Consider the following 22,741-nt stretch of genomic DNA (forward strand, 5'->3'; position numbering starts at 1 on the left):
TTAAAAATTAAGACTATTTCGAATCAATTCTCATGGCATATAGTATTTCTTAAAGTAAAATATTTATTCGAAAGATTGCAACGATTTTCAAAAGTAGAACTTTTTACCAAAGACTAAATTGTTGTAGAATTATGTCAGAATAGGTGATATACTAAGTTCTGTCACTAGATAGGGCTATACGCGTAGGTCTATGCAATGAGTAAATATTCATTTTGTATTTGGAGGTTACCCGAGGGATTTTATGGAAAACAGACTTTGTTATTATTTTATCATTTTACTAAAAAAGGAGGTAACAGCATGAGCGCAAAAATACAATCAAGCAACAAAAAAGGACTATTTACTAAATTTCTAGACGTTATTGAAGTGGTTGGTAATAAATTACCACATCCAGTTACATTATTTGCAATCTTCAGTTTAGCTGTTGTGATTATTTCAGCTATGGCAGCCGCTGCAGGAACAACTGTTGATTTTGACAGAGTTGACATGGCAACAGGTGAAACTGAATTGACAACAGTTGTGGCTATTAGCTTGTTAACAGCTGAAGGAATTAGAAGGATTTTCTCAGAGGCAGTAACGAACTTTACTGGATTTGCGCCACTGGGAACCGTACTTGTAGCCATGCTAGGGGTAGGGGTTGCAGAAGGAACAGGATTAGTACAAGCAGCTCTAAGAAAACTAGTTTTAGCAACACCAAAGAAATTAATCACAGCAGTGGTGATCTTTGCTGGTATTATGTCAAATGTGGCTTCCGATGCAGGTTATGTTGTATTGGTACCATTAGGCGCATTGATCTTCTTAAGCTTTGGACGTCATCCATTGGCGGGTCTAGCAGCAGCCTTTGCCGGGGTATCTGGTGGATTTAGTGCCAATCTAATAGTGGGAACAATTGATCCACTATTAGGAGGAATTAGTCAACAGGCAGCACAAATGTACTCACCGGGATATACAGTTGACCCAACAGCTAACTGGTACTTCATGATTGTCTCTACTTTTGTGATTACAATCATTGGTACAATCATTACCGAAAAAATCGTTGAACCAAGATTAGGAGCATACACAGGTGGCGAAAAAGCAAGCATTGAGAAAGTAAGTGACCATGAAACAAAAGGCTTAAAATGGGCTGGGATTTCATTACTTGGTTTATTACTTGTTATGTTAGCCTTAACACTACCAGCTAATGCAGTATTAAGAAGTGATTCTGGATCCTTAATGTCAGGGTCAGCTTTCATGGCAGGACTTGTTCCAATCATTGCATTATTCTTTCTTGTACCAGGTATTGCCTACGGTATGGCAGCTGGAACAGTAAAGAGCGATAAGGACATTGCAGGATTCATGGGTAAAGCCATGTCAACCATGGGTGGATACCTTGTACTTGCCTTCGTAGCATCTCAATTCGTAGCTTACTTTAACTGGTCAAATCTAGGTACAATTTTAGCTGTTAAAGGTGCCGATGTTTTACAGGCAACAGGAATGACAGGAATTCCAATGTTAATTGGATTTATCCTAGTATCAGGATTCATTAACCTATTTATCGGAAGTGCTTCTGCTAAATGGGCGATTATGGCACCGATATTTGTACCGATGCTAATGAGATTAGGATACTCACCAGAATTTACACAAATTGCTTACAGAATTGGTGACTCTACAACAAATATTATCTCACCATTAATGTCATATTTTGCAGTCATCATTGCCTTTGCACAAAAATATGATAAGAAGACAGGAATTGGTACATTGATTTCTACAATGATTCCATACTCACTGGTATTCTTAGCAGCTTGGATCATACTATTTGTTGCATGGTTTGCATTGGGATTACCATTGGGACCAGGAGCATATATTAGATTATAATTAGCATCATGTCATGTTTTATTTAATGGAGTAGAAACACCCTTTGTTTAAAAGCAAAGGGTGTTTTTGTGTGTGCCCAGCATGGGGGCTTACTCATCGGTGAAAGTCAAACTTCAACAAATTAGAATAAAAGACGAAGGAAATGGCGAAATATTACAAAAACTTAAAAACTGAAATTTCATGCAATCGTTTTCAAATAAATACCGTTGTAAGGAATGAACATATAAGCACCACAAAGCTTGAAATTAAAAGCAAAGGAGACTTCGTAGGGTAAAAAAGGTGTGAAGAAGTCCTTTTAAAGCATGATGTTGATGTTTAATCAGTATAGGCTTCAAATCCACTAATAAGCCAATTGATAAATGTGACGAATTTGTTAACATTGTATATCACTAAATTTTTGTAATCTTTGAAATAAATTGACAAGGTTTTTTTGTGAAGTTATACTAAAAAAGGAAATGCTAGTTAGTAGCAGATAAACCAAAAAAAGGAGGGAATTTTCATGAGTGTAAAGACACAAGATGTAAAAAAGGGTGGGCTGTTTAATAAGTTTCTTGACGTAGTTGAACGAGTTGGAAACAAGCTGCCTCATCCAGTGACATTATTCGTAATTTTTAGTTTAGCAGTTATCATCATTTCTGCCTTGGCGGCAGGTTCGGAGGTTTCAGTAAACTTCGACAGAATTAACATGGAAACAGGCGAAACAGAAGCTTCTACAGTAGCGGCAGTAAGCTTACTTACTGTAGAAGGAATTAGAAGGATTTTCTCAGAGGCGGTAACGAACTTTACTGGATTTGCGCCACTGGGAACCGTACTTGTAGCCATGCTAGGGGTAGGGGTTGCAGAAGGAACAGGACTAGTGCAAGCAGCCCTAAGAAAATTAGTATTATCAACACCTAAAAGACTAATCACAGCGGTAGTTGTATTCGCTGGTATTATGTCAAACGTAGCTTCCGATGCTGGATACGTTGTATTGGTACCATTGGGTGCATTGATCTTCTTAAGCTTTGGACGTCATCCATTGGCAGGTCTAGCAGCAGCCTTTGCAGGGGTATCCGGTGGATTTAGTGCTAACCTAATGATTAGTACATTGGATCCATTGCTTGGAGGATTGAGTCAGGCAGCAGCGCAAATGTACCAACCAGGGTATACAGTTGACCCAACTGCTAACTGGTTCTTCATGATTGCATCGACCTTTATCATTACATTGGTGGGTACAGTTGTGACAGAGCGTATTGTTGAGCCGAGACTTGGCGCCTATGAGGGCGAAAGCGATGGCGCAATTCAAGGAATAGGCACACATGAAGCCAAGGGTCTAAAATGGGCTGGATTCTCGTTGTTAGGATTCTTTTTAATCATGTTAGCCTTAACATTACCAAGCAATGCAGTTTTAAGATCTGATGCCGGCACATTATTATCTGGGTCAGCCTTCATGGGAGGACTTGTGCCTATTATCGCAATGGCATTTTTAATCCCTGGTGTATTTTATGGTATTGCATCTGGAACTGTTAAAAATGACAAGGACGTTGCAGGATTCATGGGTAAAGCGATGTCTTCCATGGGTGGATACCTTGTACTTGCCTTCGTAGCATCCCAATTCGTAGCGTACTTTGGCTGGAGTAATCTTGGGACGATCTTAGCGGTTAAAGGGGCAGACGTTTTAGAGGCAACAGGAATGACAGGAATCCCAATGCTAATTGGATTTATCCTAGTGGCAGGATTTATTAACCTATTTATCGGAAGTGCTTCTGCTAAATGGGCCATTATGGCACCGGTATTTGTCCCAATGTTAATGCGTGTTGGATACACACCAGAATTCACCCAATTGGCTTACAGAATTGGAGATTCTACAACAAACATTATCACACCATTAATGTCTTATTTCGCAGTCATCATTGCCTTTGCACAAAAATATGATAAAAAGACAGGAATTGGTACATTGATTTCTACAATGATTCCATATTCACTGATGTTCTTAGCGGCATGGATTATCTTATTTGTAATATGGTTTGCATTTGGCTTACCACTAGGGCCAGGAGCATACATCAGAATGTAATTAATCATCTACTAAAGAGTGCCCAAGTGGCACTCTTTTTTTAGATATAAAACGGAAAATTTTAGGCAGGTGAATGCGAAGTTTTTGTCATATTATCCTGCTTTCATGGACATCATAGAGGGTAAACATTATAATGAAGTAGAATACAATAACCTTTACATAGGAGGGAAATAAATGGTTAATCAAGATCGATTGGTAAATGAATTTTTAGAGTTGATTCAAATTGATAGTCTTTCTAGCAAGGAAGGGCAAGTTGCCAAGGTACTTATTCAGAAGCTAAAAGACTTAGGGTTAGAAGTGACAGTAGATAACGCTGGTGAAAAGATCGGCGGAGAAACGGGAAACGTCATTGCAAGAAAAAAGGGAACCAAGTCAGGAAAGACCATACTATTTAGTTGTCATATGGACACAGTAACACCTGGAGAAGGCATAAAGCCAATCATTAAAGAAGGTGTGATTTACAGTGACGGAACAACGATTTTAGGTGGCGATAATAAGGCCGGAATCGCTGCTGTACTAGAGGGACTTCGAATCATCAAGGAAAACAACATTGAGCATGGAGATATTGAAGTGGTATTTAGTATATGGGAAGAGGGCGGACTCTTTGGAGCTAAAAACCTAGACTACAGTCTTCTTAAGGCTGATTATGGCTTCGTTTTAGATAGTGGTGGTTCCCCTGGAGAAATCATCATCACAGGACCCGCACAAGACAAGGTAAACGCAACAATTAAAGGAAAGTCAGCCCATGCTGGGGTGGCACCAGAAGAGGGCGTCAGTGCCATTATGATTGCTGCTAGAGCCATTAATAATATGAACCTTTTAAGAATTGATGAAGAAACCACAGCAAATGTGGGTGTCATCAGTGGTGGAACAGCTACAAATATTGTGACACCAGAGGTACAAGTGAAGGCAGAATCTAGAAGTATTAACGAAGCGAAGCTAGATGCACAAACAAAGCATATGATGGAAGTGTTCCAAAAAGCTGCTGAAGAATTAGGCGGATCCGTGGAACTAGACATCGAGCGAATGTACCCACCATTTAATATTGGTGAAGACGAGGAAATCGTAATCAAGGTAAAGGAAGTCTTCACAGCCCTTGGAATCGAAAGCTATACAAAGGCAACCGGTGGTGGAAGTGATACCAATATTCTTAATGGCAATGGCATTAAGTCCGTTAACCTAGGAATCGGAGAGAAAAAACCACATACACTAGAAGAACATTTACACATCGTAGATTTAGTTAATAGTGCTCGAATGGTGTCACAGATTATACAAACATTTGCTAACTAAAGAGTAACCACCAATAAACGAGGGTACCCTAATGATAAATTAGGGTACCCTTTTATTTAAGCACTTGAAATTTTTAACAAAGCCCGTTTAAAATTTAAGTGCGCTATGAGTCGATGCGATAGCATCAGACGAATTTTTATCTAAATAAAAAAGGATTGCATTATTATGAAAAATCATGTTTAATATATCTATTGTGCAAAATTTTTTGAAAGGGGCGATCAAATGTCCTACTATTTAAATCAAAATCAAACACCCTTATTTACAGCTCTAAAGGAGCACAGTCAAAAAAAAGTGATTCCCTTCGACGTACCGGGTCATAAACAAGGTAGAGGATTAAAGGAATTCACAGATTTTGTTGGAACCACTGTGATGGAGCTAGATGTCAATTCAATGAAATCCGTCGATAATATATGTAATCCCATAGGCGTTATTAAAGAGGCTAAAGAATTGGCAGCCTATGCCTTTGGTTCTGATCATGCATACTTCCTGGTTAATGGCACAACCTCAGGGGTACAGGCCATGATCATGAGTGCCTGTGAGCCAGGAGATAAAATCATTTTACCCCGTAATGCTCATAAGTCTGCCATTGCAGGATTGATATTAGCCGGTGCCCTACCCATATACATTCAACCGGAAATCGACGAGAATCTTGGAATTGCCATGGGGGTATCCGTAGAAAGCGTTGTGAACATAATTGGTAGACATCCCGATGCCAAGGCCATTTTCTTAATTAACCCAACCTATTATGGCGCCACCTCAGACATTAAAGAAATCATTCATATTGCCCGCCGCAATGGAATCGCTGTATTAGTAGATGAAGCCCACGGTGCCCACCTAAACTTCCATGAAGGGTTTCCAATGAGTGCCATGGAGTTAGGGGCGGATATGAGTGCTGTCAGTACCCATAAGACCGGGGGGTCCTTAACCCAAAGCTCTATTTTACTACTTAAGGAAGGTGCCATCGATCCTTATACTGTTAAAAAAAACCTAAACCTCATGCAAACAACCAGCGGGTCCTATTTGCTCATGGCAAGTATAGATGTAGCAAGAAAGCAACTGGCCACAGAAGGAGAAGAAATCTTTACCAGGGTATTAAAGCTTGTACGAAATGCCAGAGCACAAATCAACAAAGTAGATGGATTATATGCCTTTGGAACTGAGCTTGTGGGTAATCCAGGTGTCTATGATTTTGATGAAAGTAAGCTTGGGGTTAATGTGAGAAAGCTGGGGTTAACAGGATTTGAGGTCTATGATATTTTAATAGATGAGTATAATATTCAAGTAGAACTGGCGGATTATTACAATATTTTAGCCATTGTCAGTGTGGGAGATGAAGAAGAACAAGTGACAGCTTTGGTAGAGGCACTAAAGGATATCGCAGAAAAACACCGACGTCCTGAGGAAATCAAAGTCATCAGCAATGTATTGAAGAACCCTGATGCCATTGTGTCCCCCAGGGATGCCTACTATAGTAGTAAAAAAGTAGTCAACATTGAGGACGCCGAAGGAGAAATTAGCGGAGAGTCCATCATGGCTTATCCCCCTGGAATTCCCATTGTCTCTCCAGGAGAACGGATTACAAAGGATATGATTGATCACATTAAGCTTTTAAAAGAGGAAGAAACCTTGATCCAAGGAACTGAGGATCCCTATGCAGAACAGGTAAGAGTACTGGGACAGGGAAATGGTAAAGGATAGCAATTTTCAATAAAGTAACAAAATAGACACAAAGTTATTTCGGAAAATTAATTTTAAAAATTCGGAATTTTGCAGGAATTCACTCACCTTATCATGTATATAAAATGAGACTTAATTTAGCGGGGGTTTGTATAAGTCACCCAGGTTAAATGAGATTCAAATTACATGATGAGGTGATTTTTATGTATATAAGAGAAAAAGCACTGACCATTTTAGAAAATATGAACGCAATGATCCTGGGTAAGGAAGCTGCCATGGAGGAAGGAGAAATATCCACAGAAACCGAGACCCTTACCCTAGAAAAGCCCTTCATGGTTTTAGCCACTCAAAACCCAGTAGAATATCAAGGGACATTCCCATTACTCGAAGCCCAGCTGGATCGCTTTTTAATGAAATTTTGCAAATGCAGAGGGAAGTAGAGGCAGTTTATGTAGAGGAAGACATTATTGGCTATATCGTAGAGTGGGTCAATGATCTACTGTTTCAGAATCAAACACATATATCGGATCTGCGACCCTACCAAATAGGAGATTCTATGAAGCGGATTCACTGGGAGGCTTCATCAAAGTCAAGAGGTGGTTTACGGGATCACATTGCCCTATGAAAAAGCCCAGGCAATTGAAAATTACTTGCAAAGTAACTATCCTTATTCCCTATCAGCTACCATCGTTCCCCAGTATGAGGACTTTGTGGACCATTTTTTATTTGAGACCCAAACAGGGTATTGTACCTATTATGCCACGGCAATGACGGTGATGCTCAGAACCCAAGGGATTCCTGCCCGATATATAGAGGGGTATCGAATGCCCAAGAAAAATGAAGCAGGTAGATAAAAAGCTTCGTTACCACCTGGGACTTTGGAAGTATCTATATGTGAAGTATATCAAGTCAGGACATTATCAGTGAATGGATCCCCCTCAACAGAGGATTGTGAGACACAAGAAAGGAAGGTTAATTTTGTAATCTTTTCATCTTCGAGGATTTTGTAGTATTTTGCAAAAAAATTTGCTATAATGATTACAGATTATTAAAGTTAGGGAAGTGATATAGCATGAAGGTATTTTTAAAAGTGTTTGCCATCTCTTTTATTATATTCGTACTTGTTTTTAGTGTAGGAGTCATGGCATTTAATACATTGATGAAGGAAGATAGCGCAGATTTTGATGAAGTTGTTGCCAGAGTAGAAGAAGATGATCATTATGATAAAGATGTAGAAGAAATAGATGAATTGCTGAGATTAGTTCAGGAGAGCAACCGTATCAACTTTATTGTACTTGGATTAGACGATACCAGAAGTGACATGATGATGTTTGTTTCCTTTGATCCCGATGAAAAGCGAATGGATGGCATTTCCATTCCAAGAGACACCTACTACCCAAGACAGGGATATACGGGTCCTGGTAAAAAGAAAATCAATGCGGCACATGGTGATCATGGTGCCAATGGTGTTAAAACCGTTGTAACAGACATATTATTTGATGTACCAGTGGATTACTATATCACAATGACCTATCAAGGGGTAGGTGCCATTGTCAACTCCCTAGGAGGCGTACCGGTTCATATTTCAAAACCGATGATCTACGATGATCCCTATGATAACCCCCCATTACACATTAACTTTGCAGCGGGGAATCATGTACTAAAGGGTCCAGATGCAGTGAAATTTTTAAGATATAGACAACCAAACCCAGGATCAGGCGCATTAGATCGTCATGGAGATATTGGAAGAATTGATGCACAGCAAGAGTTTATCCAATCGGCCATCAGTAAAGCAATGGGACCACGACTTCCCAGTGTCGCCGGCCAGGCCTTTCGACATGTCCGTACAGATATAGATCTACAGGATGTCATGAGATTGGCAACTGCTGCAGTGGGAATGGATATGGCAAATGTACAAATTGCCACACTACCCGGTGAAGCATCTTATCAAGGGGGCGTATCCTACTATTTCCATGATCCTGAAGCAACAAGGGATCGATTAATGGAAATTTATAAAGGATCAACAGAAGAATAATGTAAAGTACAACATAGAAAGAGAGTAGGAATCGAATTCCTACTCTCTTTCATTTATAGTGGTGACTGGATAAGGGGGTGGGGGACTAACTTATTATTAAATTACCCCTCTATTTTTCCGTTAAACAACAAAAAGCTATTTTTTTTGACATTTTACATCAATTAAATTTAAAAGTTACTTTTCAGCTAATAGCATTTGGGCAATTAGATAAACATCTCCTGCACCCATGGTGAGTACGATGTCTCCAGCCTCAATATGATCATAAAGGTAGCGACTAATTTCTTCAAATCCTCCAATATATTGAGCAGGGTGCTCTTGTACGATGAGGTTCACTAGGCCTTGGCTGTTGACAATACCCTCATCTTTTTCTCTAGCCGCATAAATATCTGTGATAATAACATGATCAGCCAAATAAAATGATTTTGCAAAATCCTTCAATAGGGCTTGGGTACGGCTATAGGTATGGGGTTGAAAAACACACCAAATCTTTTTATGGGGATATTTTTTAGCCGCTTCTAGGGTCGCCCGGATTTCAACTGGGTGATGGGCATAATCATCAATCACCTTGGCTCCTTTTACCTCACCTAAGAGGTCAAACCGTCGGTGAATTCCCTTGAATCGTGTAATGTGCTTTGAAATAGCCACGGGGTCCACTCCTAGCACATAGGTGGTGGCAATGGCCGCCAAAGAATTATAAACATTATGTAGACCAGGAATATTTAATGAAAAAGACCCGATGGTCTTGCCTTCAAAGGATACGTCAAAGGAAGGTAGTCCTTCGAAACTAAATTCGATGTTATGGGCCATGAACTGACTTTTGGTTTTAATACCGTAGGTGATCACATGACAGTCTAAATCCCTAGAAATTTCCCTAACATGAGCATCGTCATAGGAGGCAATTAAGAAGCCTTCCTTTGGGATGCGTTGGGCAAATTTTTTAAAGGCAGACTTGATATGTTCAATGTCTTTGAAGTAGTCTAAATGATCTTCGTCAATATTGAGTATAATACCGATAAAGGGATAAAATTTCAGAAAGCTTTCTACATACTCACAGGCCTCTGTAATAAAATGCTGGCTTTGGCCAATCTTAATATTGCCTCCAATTTCATCGAGCTCTCCCCCCACTAAAATGGTGGGATCTAAATTAGAATATTCCATCAGTAGAGAAATAAGAGAAGTCGTTGTTGTTTTACCATGACTTCCAGCCACGGCAATGGCCTTTTCATATTTCTTCATGATTTGGCCTAACATTTCGGCTCGATCCGCCAGGGGGATTCCTAACTCCTCTGCCCGAATACGCTCCGGGTTATCAGCCTTAACAGCGGCGGTGTAAACCACCAAATCAGGGTTTTGTATATTTTCACTGGCATGACCAATAAAAATTTCCGCCCCATGATCTCTCAATTTATGTGTAAGATTTGATTCCTTCATATCAGAACCAGAAATATGGTATCCATTTTCTAACAAAATTTCTGCAATCGCACTCATGCTAATACCGCCAATGCCAATTAAATGAATATGCTTTAGTTGATGTTCATCCATATTAAAAGCAATCATGAATTTCACTCCTTCCATTGGTTCTTTCATTTAAAATGTCTCATAAGATATCTTTTTGTATTCTTGCCTTAAATATATATTTTAATTAATTTATAATATGAAACTCTAATATGTATGATAACATAAAAAAAGCTTGAAATATACTATCTAGGTAGTACTTTATTGATTTTCTCTGTAAAAACGAATAAAATGGAAAATATAAATACGAACATTCGCCTTACAAGGAGGGAAAAAATGACTAAGTTAAAACGTAATGAAAGAATTGCCGCCATGGTTAAGATTTTAGGAGATCATCCAAATCATATTTTTACATTAAATTATTTCACTGAAAAGTTTAATGCTGCAAAATCAACAATTAGTGAAGACATTGTCGTGGTTAAGGGAGCCATGGAAAAGATGGATTTAGGGAAAATAAAAACGATTTCAGGGGCTGCAGGGGGCGTTAAATACATTCCCATAACAGGTGCTAAAAAAAGTCAGCAGATTCTGCAGAATATTTGTGAAAAGATGAATTCATCCCACCGAATTTTACCCGGGGGTTTTTTATACATGACAGATATTATATACCATCCACAGACCATCCATAACCTGGGAGAGCTTTTTGCCACCCAATTTAATTACGAAAATGTAGATGCCATTATTACCGTAGAGACAAAGGGAATTCCCCTTGCATTGATGGTTGCAAAGGCCATGAACCTGCCCCTGGTTATTTTGAGAAGAGATAATAAAGTAACCGAGGGATCCACAGTGAGTATTAACTACATTTCTGGATCTAGTGACAAAATTTCAAGGATGTCCCTATCCAGAAGGGCCCTAAAGCCAGGGGCAAGGGTGATCATTATTGATGACTTTATGAAAGCAGGGGGAACTGCCAAGGGAATGATCGACATGATGAAGGAATTTGAAGTAGAGGTAGAGGGAATTGGTGTTTTGATCGCCACCAAGGAGCCGCGTAAAAAGTTAGTCGACGAATATGTGCCACTATTGATCTTAGAGGATATCGGGGAGAGCCAAGGAAAGATTGATGTGGTCCCAAATCCCATTATTATTGAATAAAATGAGAACTGAAAAAAATTCAGAAAATTATAATTACAGAAAGAAGGAAATTGGAAAACCATGGAGAATAACAAAGGATAAGTAAATTTTTTTGTTCACACAGTTCAGCAAGACATAAGGAAGGTGGTGAAGGACGATGAAGGTAACAGATGTACGTATTAGAAAAGTGGCAGCGGAAGGTAAAATGAAGGCCATCGTTTCTGTAACATTTGATGAGGAATTTGTTGTACATGACATTAAAATCATTGAAGGACAGAACGGGTTATTTATTGCCATGCCAAGTCGAAAAATGGGTGAAGGGGATTTTAGGGACATAGCTCATCCAATTAATTCCGACACAAGATCCAAGATCCAAGACGCAATTTTCGCAGAATATGCAATTATGAATGAAGAAGTACAAGTTCAAGTGCAAGTGACCGAAGAGGCCCTGTAAAAAGGGTCTTTTTCTTTTTTGGTAGGCATCTTCAAGAAAATAACCAGTCAGTTATCTAAATTTCAAAAAAGGGTTCATTAATTGCCTGAAATGTAATAAACTATTAAGGAGACATAAATGGACATAAATCGTGGCTACTCTCTCGTCTTATCTAAGGGGAGAGTTTTAGTAATGCACTGAGAATCAAATCCGTTAAAAGAGGGAATGGTAAATTAAAAATAGAGAGATGGAAGGTGAAAGAATGAAACTGAAGGCAATCATATTGGCGGCAGGAACAGGAACAAGAATGAAGTCGAAAATGCCTAAGGTACTTCACAAGGTATGTGGACAAACAATGTTAGGACATGTCATCGATGTGTCAAAGGATTCTAAGGCTGAAGAATGCATTGTTGTTGTGGGACATGGGGCTGAGGAAGTTCAGAAAACCTTACCTGAGGGAGTCAAGACAGTGTTACAGGCAGAGCAACTAGGAACCGGTCATGCGGTGATGGTGGCAGAGGAACATATTGAGACCCAAGGAACAGTATTGGTGCTCTACGGAGATGGACCATTAATTACAGAAGAAACATTAAATGCATTGATGACCTATCACCAAGAAGGGAAGTATAGTGCCACTGTGTTAACAGCAGAACTTGAAAATCCAACTGGGTACGGTAGAATTATCCGAGATGATGATGATCGGTTAAAAACCATTGTAGAGGAGAAGGATACCACGGTAGGAGAAAAGGAAGTCAGAGAAATTAATTCCGGGATCTATTGCTTTGATTCTAAGGTCCTAAAGGAAACACTTCCAAAAATTCAAAACAATAATTCCCAAAAAGAATACTACTTAACCGATGCCCTGACCATTATAAAGCAAGAGGGGTTAAAGGTAGGGGTATACCAGATCGAAAACTATGAAGACATTATGGCGGTGAACTCCAGAGAACAATTGGCTGAAGTAGAGGAAGTCATGCAAAGGCGGATTGTGAAGAAGCATATGGAAGCAGGCGTTACATTTATTGATCCCCAAAGTACCTATATTGAAAAAACCGTGAAGGTCGGAATGGATACCATTCTTCACCCAGGCGTAATCCTTAAGGGCGCCACAGAAATAGGAGAAGATTGTATCATTGGACATAACAGCCGTATTGAAAACAGTATCCTTAAAAATGGCATTGAAGTTCAGAGCTCCACAATTATTGAAAGTACAATAGATGATCACGCTACCATTGGACCCTATGCCTATCTAAGGCCCCAGAGTCACATTGGAAAGCATGTTAAAGTTGGGGATTTTGTAGAAGTTAAAAATGCCACAATAGACGATCATTCCAAGGCTGCTCACCTAGCCTATATAGGAGATGCAGAGATTGGAAAGCATGTGAACATTGGTTGTGGTGTTATTTTTGTCAATTATGATGGAATCAAAAAGCATAAGACAATTATAAAGGATCATGCCTTTGTAGGTAGTAACAGTAACCTTGTGGCCCCTATTACCATACAGGAATCAGCCTTTGTAGCTAGTGGATCCACCATTACAAGGGAAGTCCCTGCAGGCGCTTTGGCCGTTGGACGAAGCCGACAAGAAAATAAAGAAGGCTGGGTAGCACGAAAAGGAGTAGGGAAAAAATAATAAATTGATGAAGTCAGATTGAACAAAACTTAAGGAGGAAAAGTAAATAATGAATACGAGTGGAAGTGGGATAAAAATATTTTGTGGTAATTCAAATACAGAGTTAGCAAGTAAAATTGCTGAGATTCTTGGTGGAGAGATTGGAGAGGCTGAAGTATCAACCTTCAGTGATGGCGAAATTTCCGTTAATATTTTGGAAACTGTTCGTGGGGCAGATGTATTCGTTGTGCAATCAACAAACCCTCCAGTGAACGACAACTTAATGGAATTACTCATTATGATTGACGCCTTTAAGCGTGCTTCAGCAGGAAGGATTACTGCAGTGCTGCCATACTACGGATATGCGAGACAAGATCGAAAGGCAAAAGCCAGAGATCCAATTACAGCCAAGCTAGTGGCAGACATCTTGACGACTGCAGGTGCGGATCGCGTATTAACAATGGACTTACATGCTGCTCAAATTCAAGGATACTTTAATATTCCAGTGGATCACCTATTAGGGGTACCGATTCTAGCAAAATACTTCAAGGAAAAGAACCTCAAGGATGTTGTTGTTGTTTCACCTGACCTCGGCAGTGTTACCCGGGCAAGAAATCTTGCAAACCATTTAGATGCACCTATTGCCATCATTGACAAACGAAGACCTAAGGCAAATGTGGCAGAGATCATGAATATTATTGGAGAAATTGAGGGTAAAAATGTAATTTTAATTGATGACATGATTGATACAGCAGGAACCATTACCCAAGGAGCCAATGCCCTAAAGGAATTTGGCGCCAAGGATGTGTATGCATGTTGCACCCATCCTGTATTATCTGGACCTGCCATGGAAAGAATTGAAAATTCCGTCATCAAGGAGTTAATTATCACCGATACCATTCCACTACCGCCAGAAAAACACAGTGATAAGATCAAGATTATGACTGTGGCCCCAGTTTTCGCAGAGGCCATTCGAAGAATCTACAATAATGTTTCTGTTAGCAAATTATTTGATTAGATAAGAGGTGGCACAAATGTACATCATCGTTGGACTAGGAAATCCAGGTAAAAAATATAGTGGAACAAGACATAATGTTGGCTTTGATGTCATTGATCTCTTAGCCCACAGGCTAGGGATAACTGTCAATAAACTGAAGCACAAGGCCCTCTATGGAGAGGCACGTATTGGGGGAGAAAAGGTGATTTTGGCTAAACCCCAAACATTTATGAATTTAAGTGGTGAAAGCATACGAGAGATGATGCAGTTTTATAAGATTGATCCCGAAAACCTCATTGTTATTTATGATGACATTGATGTGAAGGTAGGCTCATTGCGGATTCGACAAAGTGGAAGCGCAGGAACCCATAATGGTATGAAGTCTACGATTTATCAGCTGCAGACCGATGCATTCCCACGGATTCGAATCGGTGTGGGGCGACCTGAATTTGGTGACTTATCTAACTACGTACTAGGTTCCTTTACAAAGGACGAAATTCCCTTAATGAAGGAATCCCTTGAACGAGCAACCTTGACTGTGGAGTCCATTGTCATAGATGGAATTGATAAAGCCATGAATCGGTACAATGGATAGAAATTGAATAAATCCCATAGATCAGGCCCATCCTAACAGTGAAAGATCCCAGCCAGCTTACCCTTGGCAGGGGGTCTGACACCCTTTTTAAAAATCAGGACTAAAAGGAGCGTAAGGATGGGGATTATTGCAGGCATAATTGCGGCATTACTTGCTTATTTATTAAATAAGTGGGCTTTAAAGGGGGTAGGAGAACGGGGGTTGATTGCCTTGGTCCCTTTTATTGAAGAGGCAGCCAAAAGTGGCGTGGCCTTTTTATTAAAAACCTCCTTCATACAGGCCCACTTTGTTTTTGGTTGTGTTGAAGGGGTTTATGATATGATGACATCATCAAAGAAAATTGGTAAATGGGCAGCCCTTGCCAGTATCCTAAGCCATAGCTTTTTTGGCGGCATTACCTATTTCGTTTATACACAAACCCAAGCACTACTTTTGTCCATCATGGCAGCTTGGATCTTCCATAGTGGATGGAATTGGTACATTACAAAATATTTATAGCGGTAGACAAGCCCGGGAGGATGGATCCCGGGCTAAAGCCGTTCGCCAAATTTTAATAAAACTATTCTACCAAGGCAGGTGAAGACCATGGACAAAAAAATGTTATTATCTCCCCTACGACAAAGTCTTGAGTATCATCAACTGCTAGATCGGGTGAATTTAGAAAAGACACCGGTGGCAATACATGGACTCAATGATTCCCAAAAAGGACATATGAGCTATGGCTTGTTTGATGATTCCAATGAACAGGTATGTATCTTAACCTATAGTGAGGTAGAGGCTAGAAAAATTGAGCAGGATTTAAAGTTCTATATCGGAGACCGTGGCCTCTTTTTCCCCTCAAGAGAGGTTATCTTTTATGATTTAAAAGCCCAAACCGACCATGCACAGCAGGAAAGAATGGAAACCCTGCAAAAGATCGCCACAGGAGAAAAACATGTGGTGGTGGCATCCATTGAGTCTCTTTTATTAAAATTGATTCCTCCAGCCCTTTACAAAAAGGATCAGATCAGCTTCAAGGTGGGAGAGAGCATTGACCTCGAAAAGGTCACCGAGACATTTGTGAAGCAAGGATATGAGCGGGTAGAACAAGTGGAGGGAAATGGACAGTTTAGTATCCGTGGGGGTATCATTGACATTTATTCTGGGGGAGAGATATCTCCCTATCGAATTGAGTTGTTTGATGATGAAGTAGACTCCATACGGCAATTTCAGGTAGATACCCAGCGCTCTACTCAAAAGGTACAAGAGCTACTGATTTATCCCGTGGCTGAAACCATCATTGAACCAAGTGCAGTGGAAAGTGTGATTCAGGCCATTGAAGCTGAAGGAGCGGCCTTATCCAAAAAATTAAAGGGTGGCCCCAAGGAGCGGTTGGCTGAAAAGGTGGCGGAGGTCAGTAACAAATTCCGTGAGTTTGGACACTTCAACGGTGTAGAACAATATGCCCCCTATCTTTATGAGCAAGAGGCCTCATTATTAGATTATTTAAATCCCAATGCCCTGGTAATCATAGATGAACCCCAAAGATGTAAGGAAAGGGTCAGGGGCTATGAAGGGGAATTTAAAGAGAATTTTAAGACATTACTAGAGCGGGGAGAAGTGCTTCCCACCCAGGGAAATCTACTTCTTGCCTACGATAAATTAGTGAAAAGTGTATTGGAACGAAGGGTCATTACCCTATCATTACTTCCTAAAAACACACCAGACTTTCCCCCAAAGGAAATTATCAACTTCATGGCACGACCCGTTCAGTCCTTTCATGGGAAAATCAATTTATTGATTGATGAGCTGAAAAGTCTTCAATATAAAGGCTATAAAATTGTGTTACTGCCGGGAACAAAGGAAAGGGCCCTGCGCCTATTGGAGCTTTTGCGGGAAAGGGGAATTCCTGTAGAATTTGTTGTGAGCCATAAAGAAGAGATTGTATCGGGACAAATTTTCATTATGCAAGGAAGCATCAATCGAGGCTTTGAATATTCATCCATGAAATATATGACCATTACAGATTATGAGATTTATGGGGTTCATAAACGGAAGAAGAAGGAACGCAGGCGAAAAGATGCAGTCAGTATTAAATCCTTTGTGGATCTACAGGTGGGAGACCACGTGGTTCATGAGGGACATGGAATCGGTAAATATATAGGCATAGAGGAACTAAGCGTTGAGGGTATCAAAAAGGACTATATTAAAATTCGTTATTCCGGTGAAGACCACCTCTATGTACCTACAGACCAAATGAACCTCATACAAAAGTATATCGGAAGTGACAAAGGCAGCCCTAAACTCAACAAGCTTGGGGGTGTGGAATGGGTCAAGACAAAGGGAAAAGTTAAAAAAGCCATTGAGGATATGGCGGAGGAGTTATTAAAGCTTTATGCCGAAAGAAGAAGAAACAAGGGCCATGCCTTTGGGAATGATGGGGAATGGCAAAAACAATTCGAAGATCTCTTCCCCTATGAGGAAACCCCAGATCAGCTAAAGAGTATCGAAGAGGTCAAGGCTGATATGGAGCAGGAGGGTGCAATGGACCGCTTACTCTGTGGAGATGTAGGATATGGAAAAACAGAGGTGGCTATCCGGGCTGGATTCAAGGCAGTCATGGACAGCAAGCAGGTGGCCTTCCTGGTGCCCACAACCATTTTAGCCCAGCAACATTTTAATAATTTTAAACAACGATTTTCAGGGTTCCCAGTGACGGTGGAAATGCTCAGTCGCTTCAAAACCCCAGCCCAACAAAAACAAGTTTTAGAAGGAGTCAGAACAGGAAATGTGGATGTACTGATTGGAACCCATCGCCTGTTATCCAAGGATATTGAGTTTAAGGACCTAGGTCTACTCATCGTTGATGAAGAACAGCGATTTGGTGTCAAGCATAAGGAACGAATGAAGCAAATGAAGGAGTCCATTGATGTCTTGACATTAACGGCAACGCCGATTCCTAGGACATTGCATATGTCCATGGTAGGGATTCGAGACATGAGTGTGATCGAAGACCCACCAGAGGAAAGATTCCCAGTTCAAACCTATGTGATTCCTTACAATGAATCAATGATCATTGATGCCATCACAAAGGAGATGGCTCGGGGGGGACAGACCTATTATGTATATAATCGAGTGGATGGAATCCATCAAGTGGCAAGAAAGCTACAGGAGTTGATCCCGGAGGCCAGAGTGGCGGTTGGACATGGGCAAATGGGTGAACGAGAGCTAGAAATGCTCATGATGGATTACCTAGACGGGGTATATGATGTGTTGGTTTGTACCACCATCATTGAAACGGGACTAGATATATCCAATGTCAACACCATTATGATCCATGATGCAGATAAGCTAGGGCTTTCTCAGCTGTACCAGCTCCGAGGACGGGTTGGACGTTCCAGCCAGCAGGGCTATGCCTACCTGATGTACCAAAGAGATAAAATTCTATCAGAGGTGGCAGAAAAACGTTTGAAGGCCATTAAGGAGTTTACGGAGTTTGGATCTGGCTTTAAAATTGCCATGAGGGATTTAGAGATCCGTGGTGCAGGAAACCTATTGGGATCTCAGCAGCATGGACATATGGCTTCCATCGGTTATGATCTGTATATTAAGCTACTAGAAGAAACCATGGCAGAAATGAAGGGTGAAGTGGTGGAAAAGTACGAGGACACCAACATGGAACTCAATGTCAACGCCTATATTCCAGAGCGCTTTATTGGTAGTTCCACCCATAAGATTGAAATTTATAAAAAGATTGCTTCCATCAGGAACCAGGAGGATCTCTATGCCATAGAGGAAGAGATTGAAGATCGCTTTGGAGACATCCCCATGAGTGTGAGAAATCTTTTAATGATTTCATATATTAAAGCCCTGGGAAATCAAATTCGTGTTCAAACCATTACCCAAAAAGAAAAGGAAATACGAATACAGTTTACGAGGAGCCAGAAACTGAAGCCCGAAAACATTGGGAGCGTCCTGCATCAATATCCTAGGAAGGTCAGTTTCCATGGAAGCGATCAACCCTATTTGATCTATCAGATTCGAACGGCGGATCAATATAAGCTATTAACAGAGATCAAGGAAGTAATAGAAAAAATTAGTGGTTTCCATAACGAGGCGGATTCGGTATAATGAAAGAAGTAAGCATTGACAGAATGGGAGATGATGAATGTGAAGAAGATAAAAAATAAATCAATTGGTTTATTGACTGCACTGCTTGCGATCATGTTATTGATCACAGCTTGCTCTACCCCTGCACAACTTAGCCAGGATGCTGCGGCTGAAGTAAATGGGGCCACTGTTTCCATGGAAGAGTTTGATAAAACATTGGCTCTTTTTAAACTAAGCTATGAAATGCAATATGGCTATAATGAAGACATTTTCCAACAAGATATTGGCGGGATGACATTATTAGAGAACATCAAAGAAGGCATTATGGAGAAACTGATATCAGATGTATTAATTGCTGAAAAAGCAGTTGAAAGTGGATTAACAGTATCTGAAGAAGAAATTACAGAAGCCTATGAGCCTTATCGAGTGTATGAAGAAAGTGATGAAAACTTCAGTGCATTTCTAAAAGAGAATGAAATTGATGAGACATTTATTAGAGAGCAGGTAAAAAAAGATATCCTTTTATTTAAATACCGAGACTTTTACAATGAAAATTTAGAAATGACAGAAGAAGCAGCTAGAAAGTTTTTTGATGAGAATCCAGAAATGTTCTCAACGCAAGAGGCAAGTGCAAGACATATATTAGTAGCAGATCTGGCACTAGCCGATGAGTTGGTTGTGCGTTTAGAATCCGGTGAAGACTTTGCCACCCTAGCCCAAGAATATTCTACTGACCCAGGCAGTGCAGTACAAGGTGGAGACTTAGGATTTTTCCCAAGGGGAGTCATGGTTCCGGAGTTTGAAGAAGCTTCCTTTACACAGCCCATTGGAGAAGTAGGTGCACCTGTACAAACACAGCACGGATATCACATCATTTTAGTTGAAGATCGTGTTGACAATTCCTATGACTTTGATGAAATGAAAGAATCCATTATGGGTTACCTAAAGAACCTTGAGTTTGAAAAACATTTAGAAGAATTAGTTGGAAATGCAGAGGTTCAGAAAAGAGAATCATTATAGTCATTAAACTTGGTTAAATTTTATAAAAAAATTCCTTCTGTGTATAAAAAGACTTGATTGGTAAAATAATAGCATTACAACCAATTAACCTAACAACATAGGAGGGAATAATATAGTGAAGGCCACAGGAATCGTAAGACGTATTGATGATTTAGGTAGAGTTGTCATCCCAAAGGAGATTCGAAGGACCCTGAGGATTAGAGAAGGAGATCCACTAGAGATCTTCACTGATCGAGAAGGAGAAGTCATCTTAAAGAAGTATTCCCCTATTGGAGAATTAAGTGAATTTGCTACAGAATATGCAGAATCTTTACATGAGGCACTAGGACATATTGCAATGGTTACAGACAGAGATACTGTTGTTTCTGTAGCTGGTGGTTCTAAAAAGGAATATTTAGAAAAAAGAGTCAGTAAATCCTTAGAAAAGGCAATGGAAGAGCGAGAGGTGTCTGTTCTAAATAAAGGGGATAAGCTTCACCCCCTTGTGATAGATGAAGGAGAAGAACCTCGATTTTTAGCACAAGTCATCGCTCCCATCGTCACCCATGGAGATCCAATTGGAAGTGTTATTCTGTGTTCAAAGGACCAAAATATTACAATGGGAGAAATGGAGGCGAAGATTGCAGAAACAGCAGCAGCCTTCCTTTCAAAACAGATGGAGCAATAATACATTGTCAACCCTGGGTTTCGACTCAGGGTTGATTTTTATTTTAAGCACTTGAAATCTTAAACAACGCCCGTTTAAGATTTAAGTGCGCTATGAGTCGGCGCGATAGCGCCAGACGAATTTTAAGCACCAGACGAATTTTGTGGACTGTACGAAGCCCAAAGAATCTGTTATAATTAAGTTTGTCTGAATTTAGACGCTGAAGCGAGCTGTAGGAGGAGTTGTGAGATGAAAAAAGAGACCTTTTTAAAGGGTGCATTTATTTTAGGGATGGCAGGATTAGTTGTAAAAGTATTAGGGGCTTTCTTTCGAATTCCCTTAGGAATTATTATTGGGTCTGAGGGGTTAGGCTATTATCAAGTGGGGTATCCTATATTCACCCTACTATTATCCTTTTCCACCCAAGGGTTTCCTACCGCCATTTCCAAGCTAGTTTCTGAAAAAAGGGCTAAAGGAAATCCAGGAGGAGCCCATAAAGTATTTAGAACGTCATTTTCTATTCTATTAGGTCTAGGCGTCATAGGCTCTTTGACATTAGGCTTTGGAGCGCACTATTTAGTTACAAAGGTAGTACAAAGCCCCAACGCTTACTATGCTGTGTTGGCCTTAGCACCGGCTCTGTTTTTTGTTCCTTTACTAGCCGCATTTAGAGGCTACTTCCAAGGGATGAAAAATATGGCCCCCACTGCAATATCTCAAGTGGTAGAGCAGGCTGGACGCGTGATTTTAGGATTGACGTTAGCCGTAGTGCTATTGAATAGAGGCGTTCACTATGCTGCCGCTGGAGCTGCCTTTGGGGCAACCATCGGAGGCGTTTTTGGGCTCAGCGTGATATCAATTATATATTTAAGACATAAAAAACGAATTCTAGCCCAATTTGATCGTTTACCCGATGAGCAGGAAGAGCCAACAAGGGGAATTATCAAGGATCTTGTGACCATTGCAGTGCCGATTACCATTGGGGGCGCAGTGATGCCATTGATTAATATCGTTGATACCATGATTGTCTTGAGAAGGCTACAGGCCATCGGCTTTACCTATGAGGAAGCAAACAGTTTATTTGGACAACTAACAGGAATGGCAGCAACCCTGGTGAACCTACCACAGGTGCTAACTGTTGCACTGGCCATGAGTATGGTCCCTGTCATTTCCGAATCTAAAACAAGAGGAGATTATGACACAATTAGGGCGGATACCCAATCGGCCATGCGTGTGTCCATCATGATTGGACTGCCAGCAGCCATTGGATTAGCTGTATTGTCAGGACCCATTATGCAACTATTATTCCCTAATGAGCCAGCCTCTGTAGGCGAGATTTTATTCTTCTTATCCTTGGCTGTATTATTCCTAACACAATTACAAACCCTAACAGGAGTGCTACAAGGACTAGGTAAACCATTTATTCCTGTTAGAAACCTGATGATCGGTGCAGGGACAAAGCTAGTTGTCACCTATGTGCTAACGGGGGTTCCAGCCCTCAACGTAAGGGGAGCAGCCATCGGAACTGTGGTGGCCTATCTTGTGGCGGCGGTGCTCAACTTTATTGATGTGAAAAAGTATACAGGAACAAAGTTTGATTTATACCAAACATTTGTGAAACCCATTGTGGCAGTCATATTCATGGGAGTAACAGTAGGGGTGACATATGCCCAATTGTCTGGTATCATAGGCAATAGCCTAGCTACCATTAGTGCCATTGGTATCGGAGCTGTTATTTATGGGGGAATCCTTTTAAAGACAGATGCCATTACACAGGATGATTTTGATTTATTACCTGGGGGCGGTAAAATATCTAAGGTGTTGAAGAAGGCTGGATTGATGAAATAGGAA

General features: G+C 40.4%; 19 protein-coding genes. 18 read left to right on the plus strand and 1 reads right to left on the minus strand.

Annotated elements, in window-relative coordinates; all coding sequences use genetic code 11:
* The first annotated feature begins 297 nt into the window (after nucleotides 1-297).
* The 8 genes from AMET_RS00795 to AMET_RS00830 all read left to right on the plus strand — a co-directional run bounded on the left by AMET_RS00795 (nucleotide 298) and on the right by AMET_RS00830 (nucleotide 8,906).
* Nucleotides 298-1,851 (plus strand): AbgT family transporter, encoded by a 1,554-nt coding sequence (locus AMET_RS00795; RefSeq protein WP_011971294.1) that lies wholly within the window; start codon nucleotides 298-300, stop codon nucleotides 1,849-1,851.
* Between the two features lie 499 nt (nucleotides 1,852-2,350).
* Complete coding sequence (locus AMET_RS00800) at nucleotides 2,351-3,904, plus strand: AbgT family transporter (protein ID WP_011971295.1); 1,554 nt, start codon at nucleotides 2,351-2,353, stop codon at nucleotides 3,902-3,904.
* A gap of 174 nt (nucleotides 3,905-4,078) precedes the next feature.
* The gene (locus tag AMET_RS00805; protein WP_011971296.1) at nucleotides 4,079-5,194 is read left to right on the plus strand and encodes a M20/M25/M40 family metallo-hydrolase; all 1,116 of its coding nucleotides are present in this window, start codon (nucleotides 4,079-4,081) and stop codon (nucleotides 5,192-5,194) included.
* Nucleotides 5,195-5,416: 222 nt separating this feature from the next.
* Nucleotides 5,417-6,892, plus strand: a complete 1,476-nt coding sequence (locus AMET_RS00810; protein ID WP_011971297.1) for an aminotransferase class I/II-fold pyridoxal phosphate-dependent enzyme — start codon at nucleotides 5,417-5,419, stop codon at nucleotides 6,890-6,892.
* Nucleotides 6,893-7,041: 149 nt separating this feature from the next.
* Nucleotides 7,042-7,311 (plus strand): AAA family ATPase, encoded by a 270-nt coding sequence (locus AMET_RS27470; protein ID WP_083760776.1) that lies wholly within the window; start codon nucleotides 7,042-7,044, stop codon nucleotides 7,309-7,311.
* The gene (locus AMET_RS00820) at nucleotides 7,296-7,496 is read left to right on the plus strand and encodes a DUF58 domain-containing protein (protein ID WP_041720186.1); all 201 of its coding nucleotides are present in this window, start codon (nucleotides 7,296-7,298) and stop codon (nucleotides 7,494-7,496) included. Before AMET_RS27470 ends, AMET_RS00820 begins: the two co-directional genes overlap by 16 nt.
* Nucleotides 7,468-7,725: a transglutaminase-like domain-containing protein gene (locus AMET_RS00825; protein WP_083760778.1), complete on the plus strand. Its 258-nt coding sequence runs from the start codon at nucleotides 7,468-7,470 to the stop codon at nucleotides 7,723-7,725. The genes AMET_RS00820 and AMET_RS00825 overlap by 29 nt, the downstream gene beginning before the upstream one ends.
* 218 nt (nucleotides 7,726-7,943) lie before the next feature.
* Entirely contained in the window at nucleotides 7,944-8,906 is a 963-nt protein-coding gene (locus tag AMET_RS00830) for an LCP family protein (protein ID WP_011971298.1), read from the plus strand.
* Between the two features lie 174 nt (nucleotides 8,907-9,080).
* On the opposite strand, the gene murC is transcribed toward AMET_RS00830, so the two are convergent.
* Nucleotides 9,081-10,463, minus strand: a complete 1,383-nt coding sequence (murC, locus tag AMET_RS00835) for a UDP-N-acetylmuramate--L-alanine ligase (RefSeq protein WP_011971299.1) — start codon at nucleotides 10,461-10,463, stop codon at nucleotides 9,081-9,083.
* A 234-nt stretch (nucleotides 10,464-10,697) separates the two neighbouring features.
* On the opposite strand from murC, the gene purR reads away from it, so the two are divergent.
* The 10 genes from purR to AMET_RS00885 all read left to right on the plus strand — a co-directional run bounded on the left by purR (nucleotide 10,698) and on the right by AMET_RS00885 (nucleotide 22,738).
* The gene (gene purR, locus AMET_RS00840) at nucleotides 10,698-11,519 is read left to right on the plus strand and encodes a pur operon repressor (RefSeq protein WP_011971300.1); all 822 of its coding nucleotides are present in this window, start codon (nucleotides 10,698-10,700) and stop codon (nucleotides 11,517-11,519) included.
* Between the two features lie 136 nt (nucleotides 11,520-11,655).
* Nucleotides 11,656-11,952, plus strand: a complete 297-nt coding sequence (gene spoVG, locus AMET_RS00845; RefSeq protein ID WP_011971301.1) for a septation regulator SpoVG — start codon at nucleotides 11,656-11,658, stop codon at nucleotides 11,950-11,952.
* A 241-nt stretch (nucleotides 11,953-12,193) separates the two neighbouring features.
* Nucleotides 12,194-13,564, plus strand: coding sequence for a bifunctional UDP-N-acetylglucosamine diphosphorylase/glucosamine-1-phosphate N-acetyltransferase GlmU (gene glmU, locus AMET_RS00850; RefSeq protein WP_011971302.1), 1,371 nt, complete (start codon nucleotides 12,194-12,196; stop codon nucleotides 13,562-13,564).
* A gap of 49 nt (nucleotides 13,565-13,613) precedes the next feature.
* The gene (locus AMET_RS00855) at nucleotides 13,614-14,561 is read left to right on the plus strand and encodes a ribose-phosphate diphosphokinase (protein WP_011971303.1); all 948 of its coding nucleotides are present in this window, start codon (nucleotides 13,614-13,616) and stop codon (nucleotides 14,559-14,561) included.
* A 16-nt stretch (nucleotides 14,562-14,577) separates the two neighbouring features.
* Complete coding sequence (gene pth / locus AMET_RS00860) at nucleotides 14,578-15,135, plus strand: aminoacyl-tRNA hydrolase (protein WP_011971304.1); 558 nt, start codon at nucleotides 14,578-14,580, stop codon at nucleotides 15,133-15,135.
* A 117-nt stretch (nucleotides 15,136-15,252) separates the two neighbouring features.
* Entirely contained in the window at nucleotides 15,253-15,633 is a 381-nt protein-coding gene (locus tag AMET_RS00865; protein WP_011971305.1) for a hypothetical protein, read from the plus strand.
* An 87-nt stretch (nucleotides 15,634-15,720) separates the two neighbouring features.
* Entirely contained in the window at nucleotides 15,721-19,245 is a 3,525-nt protein-coding gene (gene mfd / locus AMET_RS00870; protein WP_011971306.1) for a transcription-repair coupling factor, read from the plus strand.
* Nucleotides 19,246-19,284: 39 nt separating this feature from the next.
* Complete coding sequence (locus AMET_RS24015; RefSeq protein WP_011971307.1) at nucleotides 19,285-20,244, plus strand: peptidylprolyl isomerase; 960 nt, start codon at nucleotides 19,285-19,287, stop codon at nucleotides 20,242-20,244.
* A 115-nt stretch (nucleotides 20,245-20,359) separates the two neighbouring features.
* Nucleotides 20,360-20,911 (plus strand): stage V sporulation protein T, encoded by a 552-nt coding sequence (spoVT, locus tag AMET_RS00880; protein ID WP_011971308.1) that lies wholly within the window; start codon nucleotides 20,360-20,362, stop codon nucleotides 20,909-20,911.
* Nucleotides 20,912-21,139: 228 nt separating this feature from the next.
* Complete coding sequence (locus tag AMET_RS00885; protein WP_011971309.1) at nucleotides 21,140-22,738, plus strand: putative polysaccharide biosynthesis protein; 1,599 nt, start codon at nucleotides 21,140-21,142, stop codon at nucleotides 22,736-22,738.
* Nucleotides 22,739-22,741: the final 3 nt, after the last annotated feature.

The organism is Alkaliphilus metalliredigens QYMF (genome assembly GCF_000016985.1).
GTDB lineage: Bacteria > Bacillota > Clostridia > Peptostreptococcales > Natronincolaceae > Alkaliphilus_A > Alkaliphilus_A metalliredigens.

What these genes read in the sequence shown, in the direction of transcription:
- AMET_RS00795 (WP_011971294.1), top strand. Translation starts at nt 298, where the DNA reads ATGAGCGCAAAAATACAATCAAGCAACAAAAAAGGACTATTTACTAAA.
- AMET_RS00800 (WP_011971295.1), top strand. Translation starts at nt 2,351, where the DNA reads ATGAGTGTAAAGACACAAGATGTAAAAAAGGGTGGGCTGTTTAATAAG.
- AMET_RS00805 (WP_011971296.1), top strand. Translation starts at nt 4,079, where the DNA reads ATGGTTAATCAAGATCGATTGGTAAATGAATTTTTAGAGTTGATTCAA.
- AMET_RS00810 (WP_011971297.1), top strand. Translation starts at nt 5,417, where the DNA reads ATGTCCTACTATTTAAATCAAAATCAAACACCCTTATTTACAGCTCTA.
- AMET_RS27470 (WP_083760776.1), top strand. Translation starts at nt 7,042, where the DNA reads ATGAGATTCAAATTACATGATGAGGTGATTTTTATGTATATAAGAGAA.
- AMET_RS00820 (WP_041720186.1), top strand. Translation starts at nt 7,296, where the DNA reads ATGCAGAGGGAAGTAGAGGCAGTTTATGTAGAGGAAGACATTATTGGC.
- AMET_RS00830 (WP_011971298.1), top strand. Translation starts at nt 7,944, where the DNA reads ATGAAGGTATTTTTAAAAGTGTTTGCCATCTCTTTTATTATATTCGTA.
- murC (WP_011971299.1), bottom strand. Translation starts at nt 10,463, where the DNA reads ATGATTGCTTTTAATATGGATGAACATCAACTAAAGCATATTCATTTA.
- purR (WP_011971300.1), top strand. Translation starts at nt 10,698, where the DNA reads ATGACTAAGTTAAAACGTAATGAAAGAATTGCCGCCATGGTTAAGATT.
- spoVG (WP_011971301.1), top strand. Translation starts at nt 11,656, where the DNA reads ATGAAGGTAACAGATGTACGTATTAGAAAAGTGGCAGCGGAAGGTAAA.
- glmU (WP_011971302.1), top strand. Translation starts at nt 12,194, where the DNA reads ATGAAACTGAAGGCAATCATATTGGCGGCAGGAACAGGAACAAGAATG.
- AMET_RS00855 (WP_011971303.1), top strand. Translation starts at nt 13,614, where the DNA reads ATGAATACGAGTGGAAGTGGGATAAAAATATTTTGTGGTAATTCAAAT.
- pth (WP_011971304.1), top strand. Translation starts at nt 14,578, where the DNA reads ATGTACATCATCGTTGGACTAGGAAATCCAGGTAAAAAATATAGTGGA.
- AMET_RS00865 (WP_011971305.1), top strand. Translation starts at nt 15,253, where the DNA reads ATGGGGATTATTGCAGGCATAATTGCGGCATTACTTGCTTATTTATTA.
- mfd (WP_011971306.1), top strand. Translation starts at nt 15,721, where the DNA reads ATGGACAAAAAAATGTTATTATCTCCCCTACGACAAAGTCTTGAGTAT.
- AMET_RS00885 (WP_011971309.1), top strand. Translation starts at nt 21,140, where the DNA reads ATGAAAAAAGAGACCTTTTTAAAGGGTGCATTTATTTTAGGGATGGCA.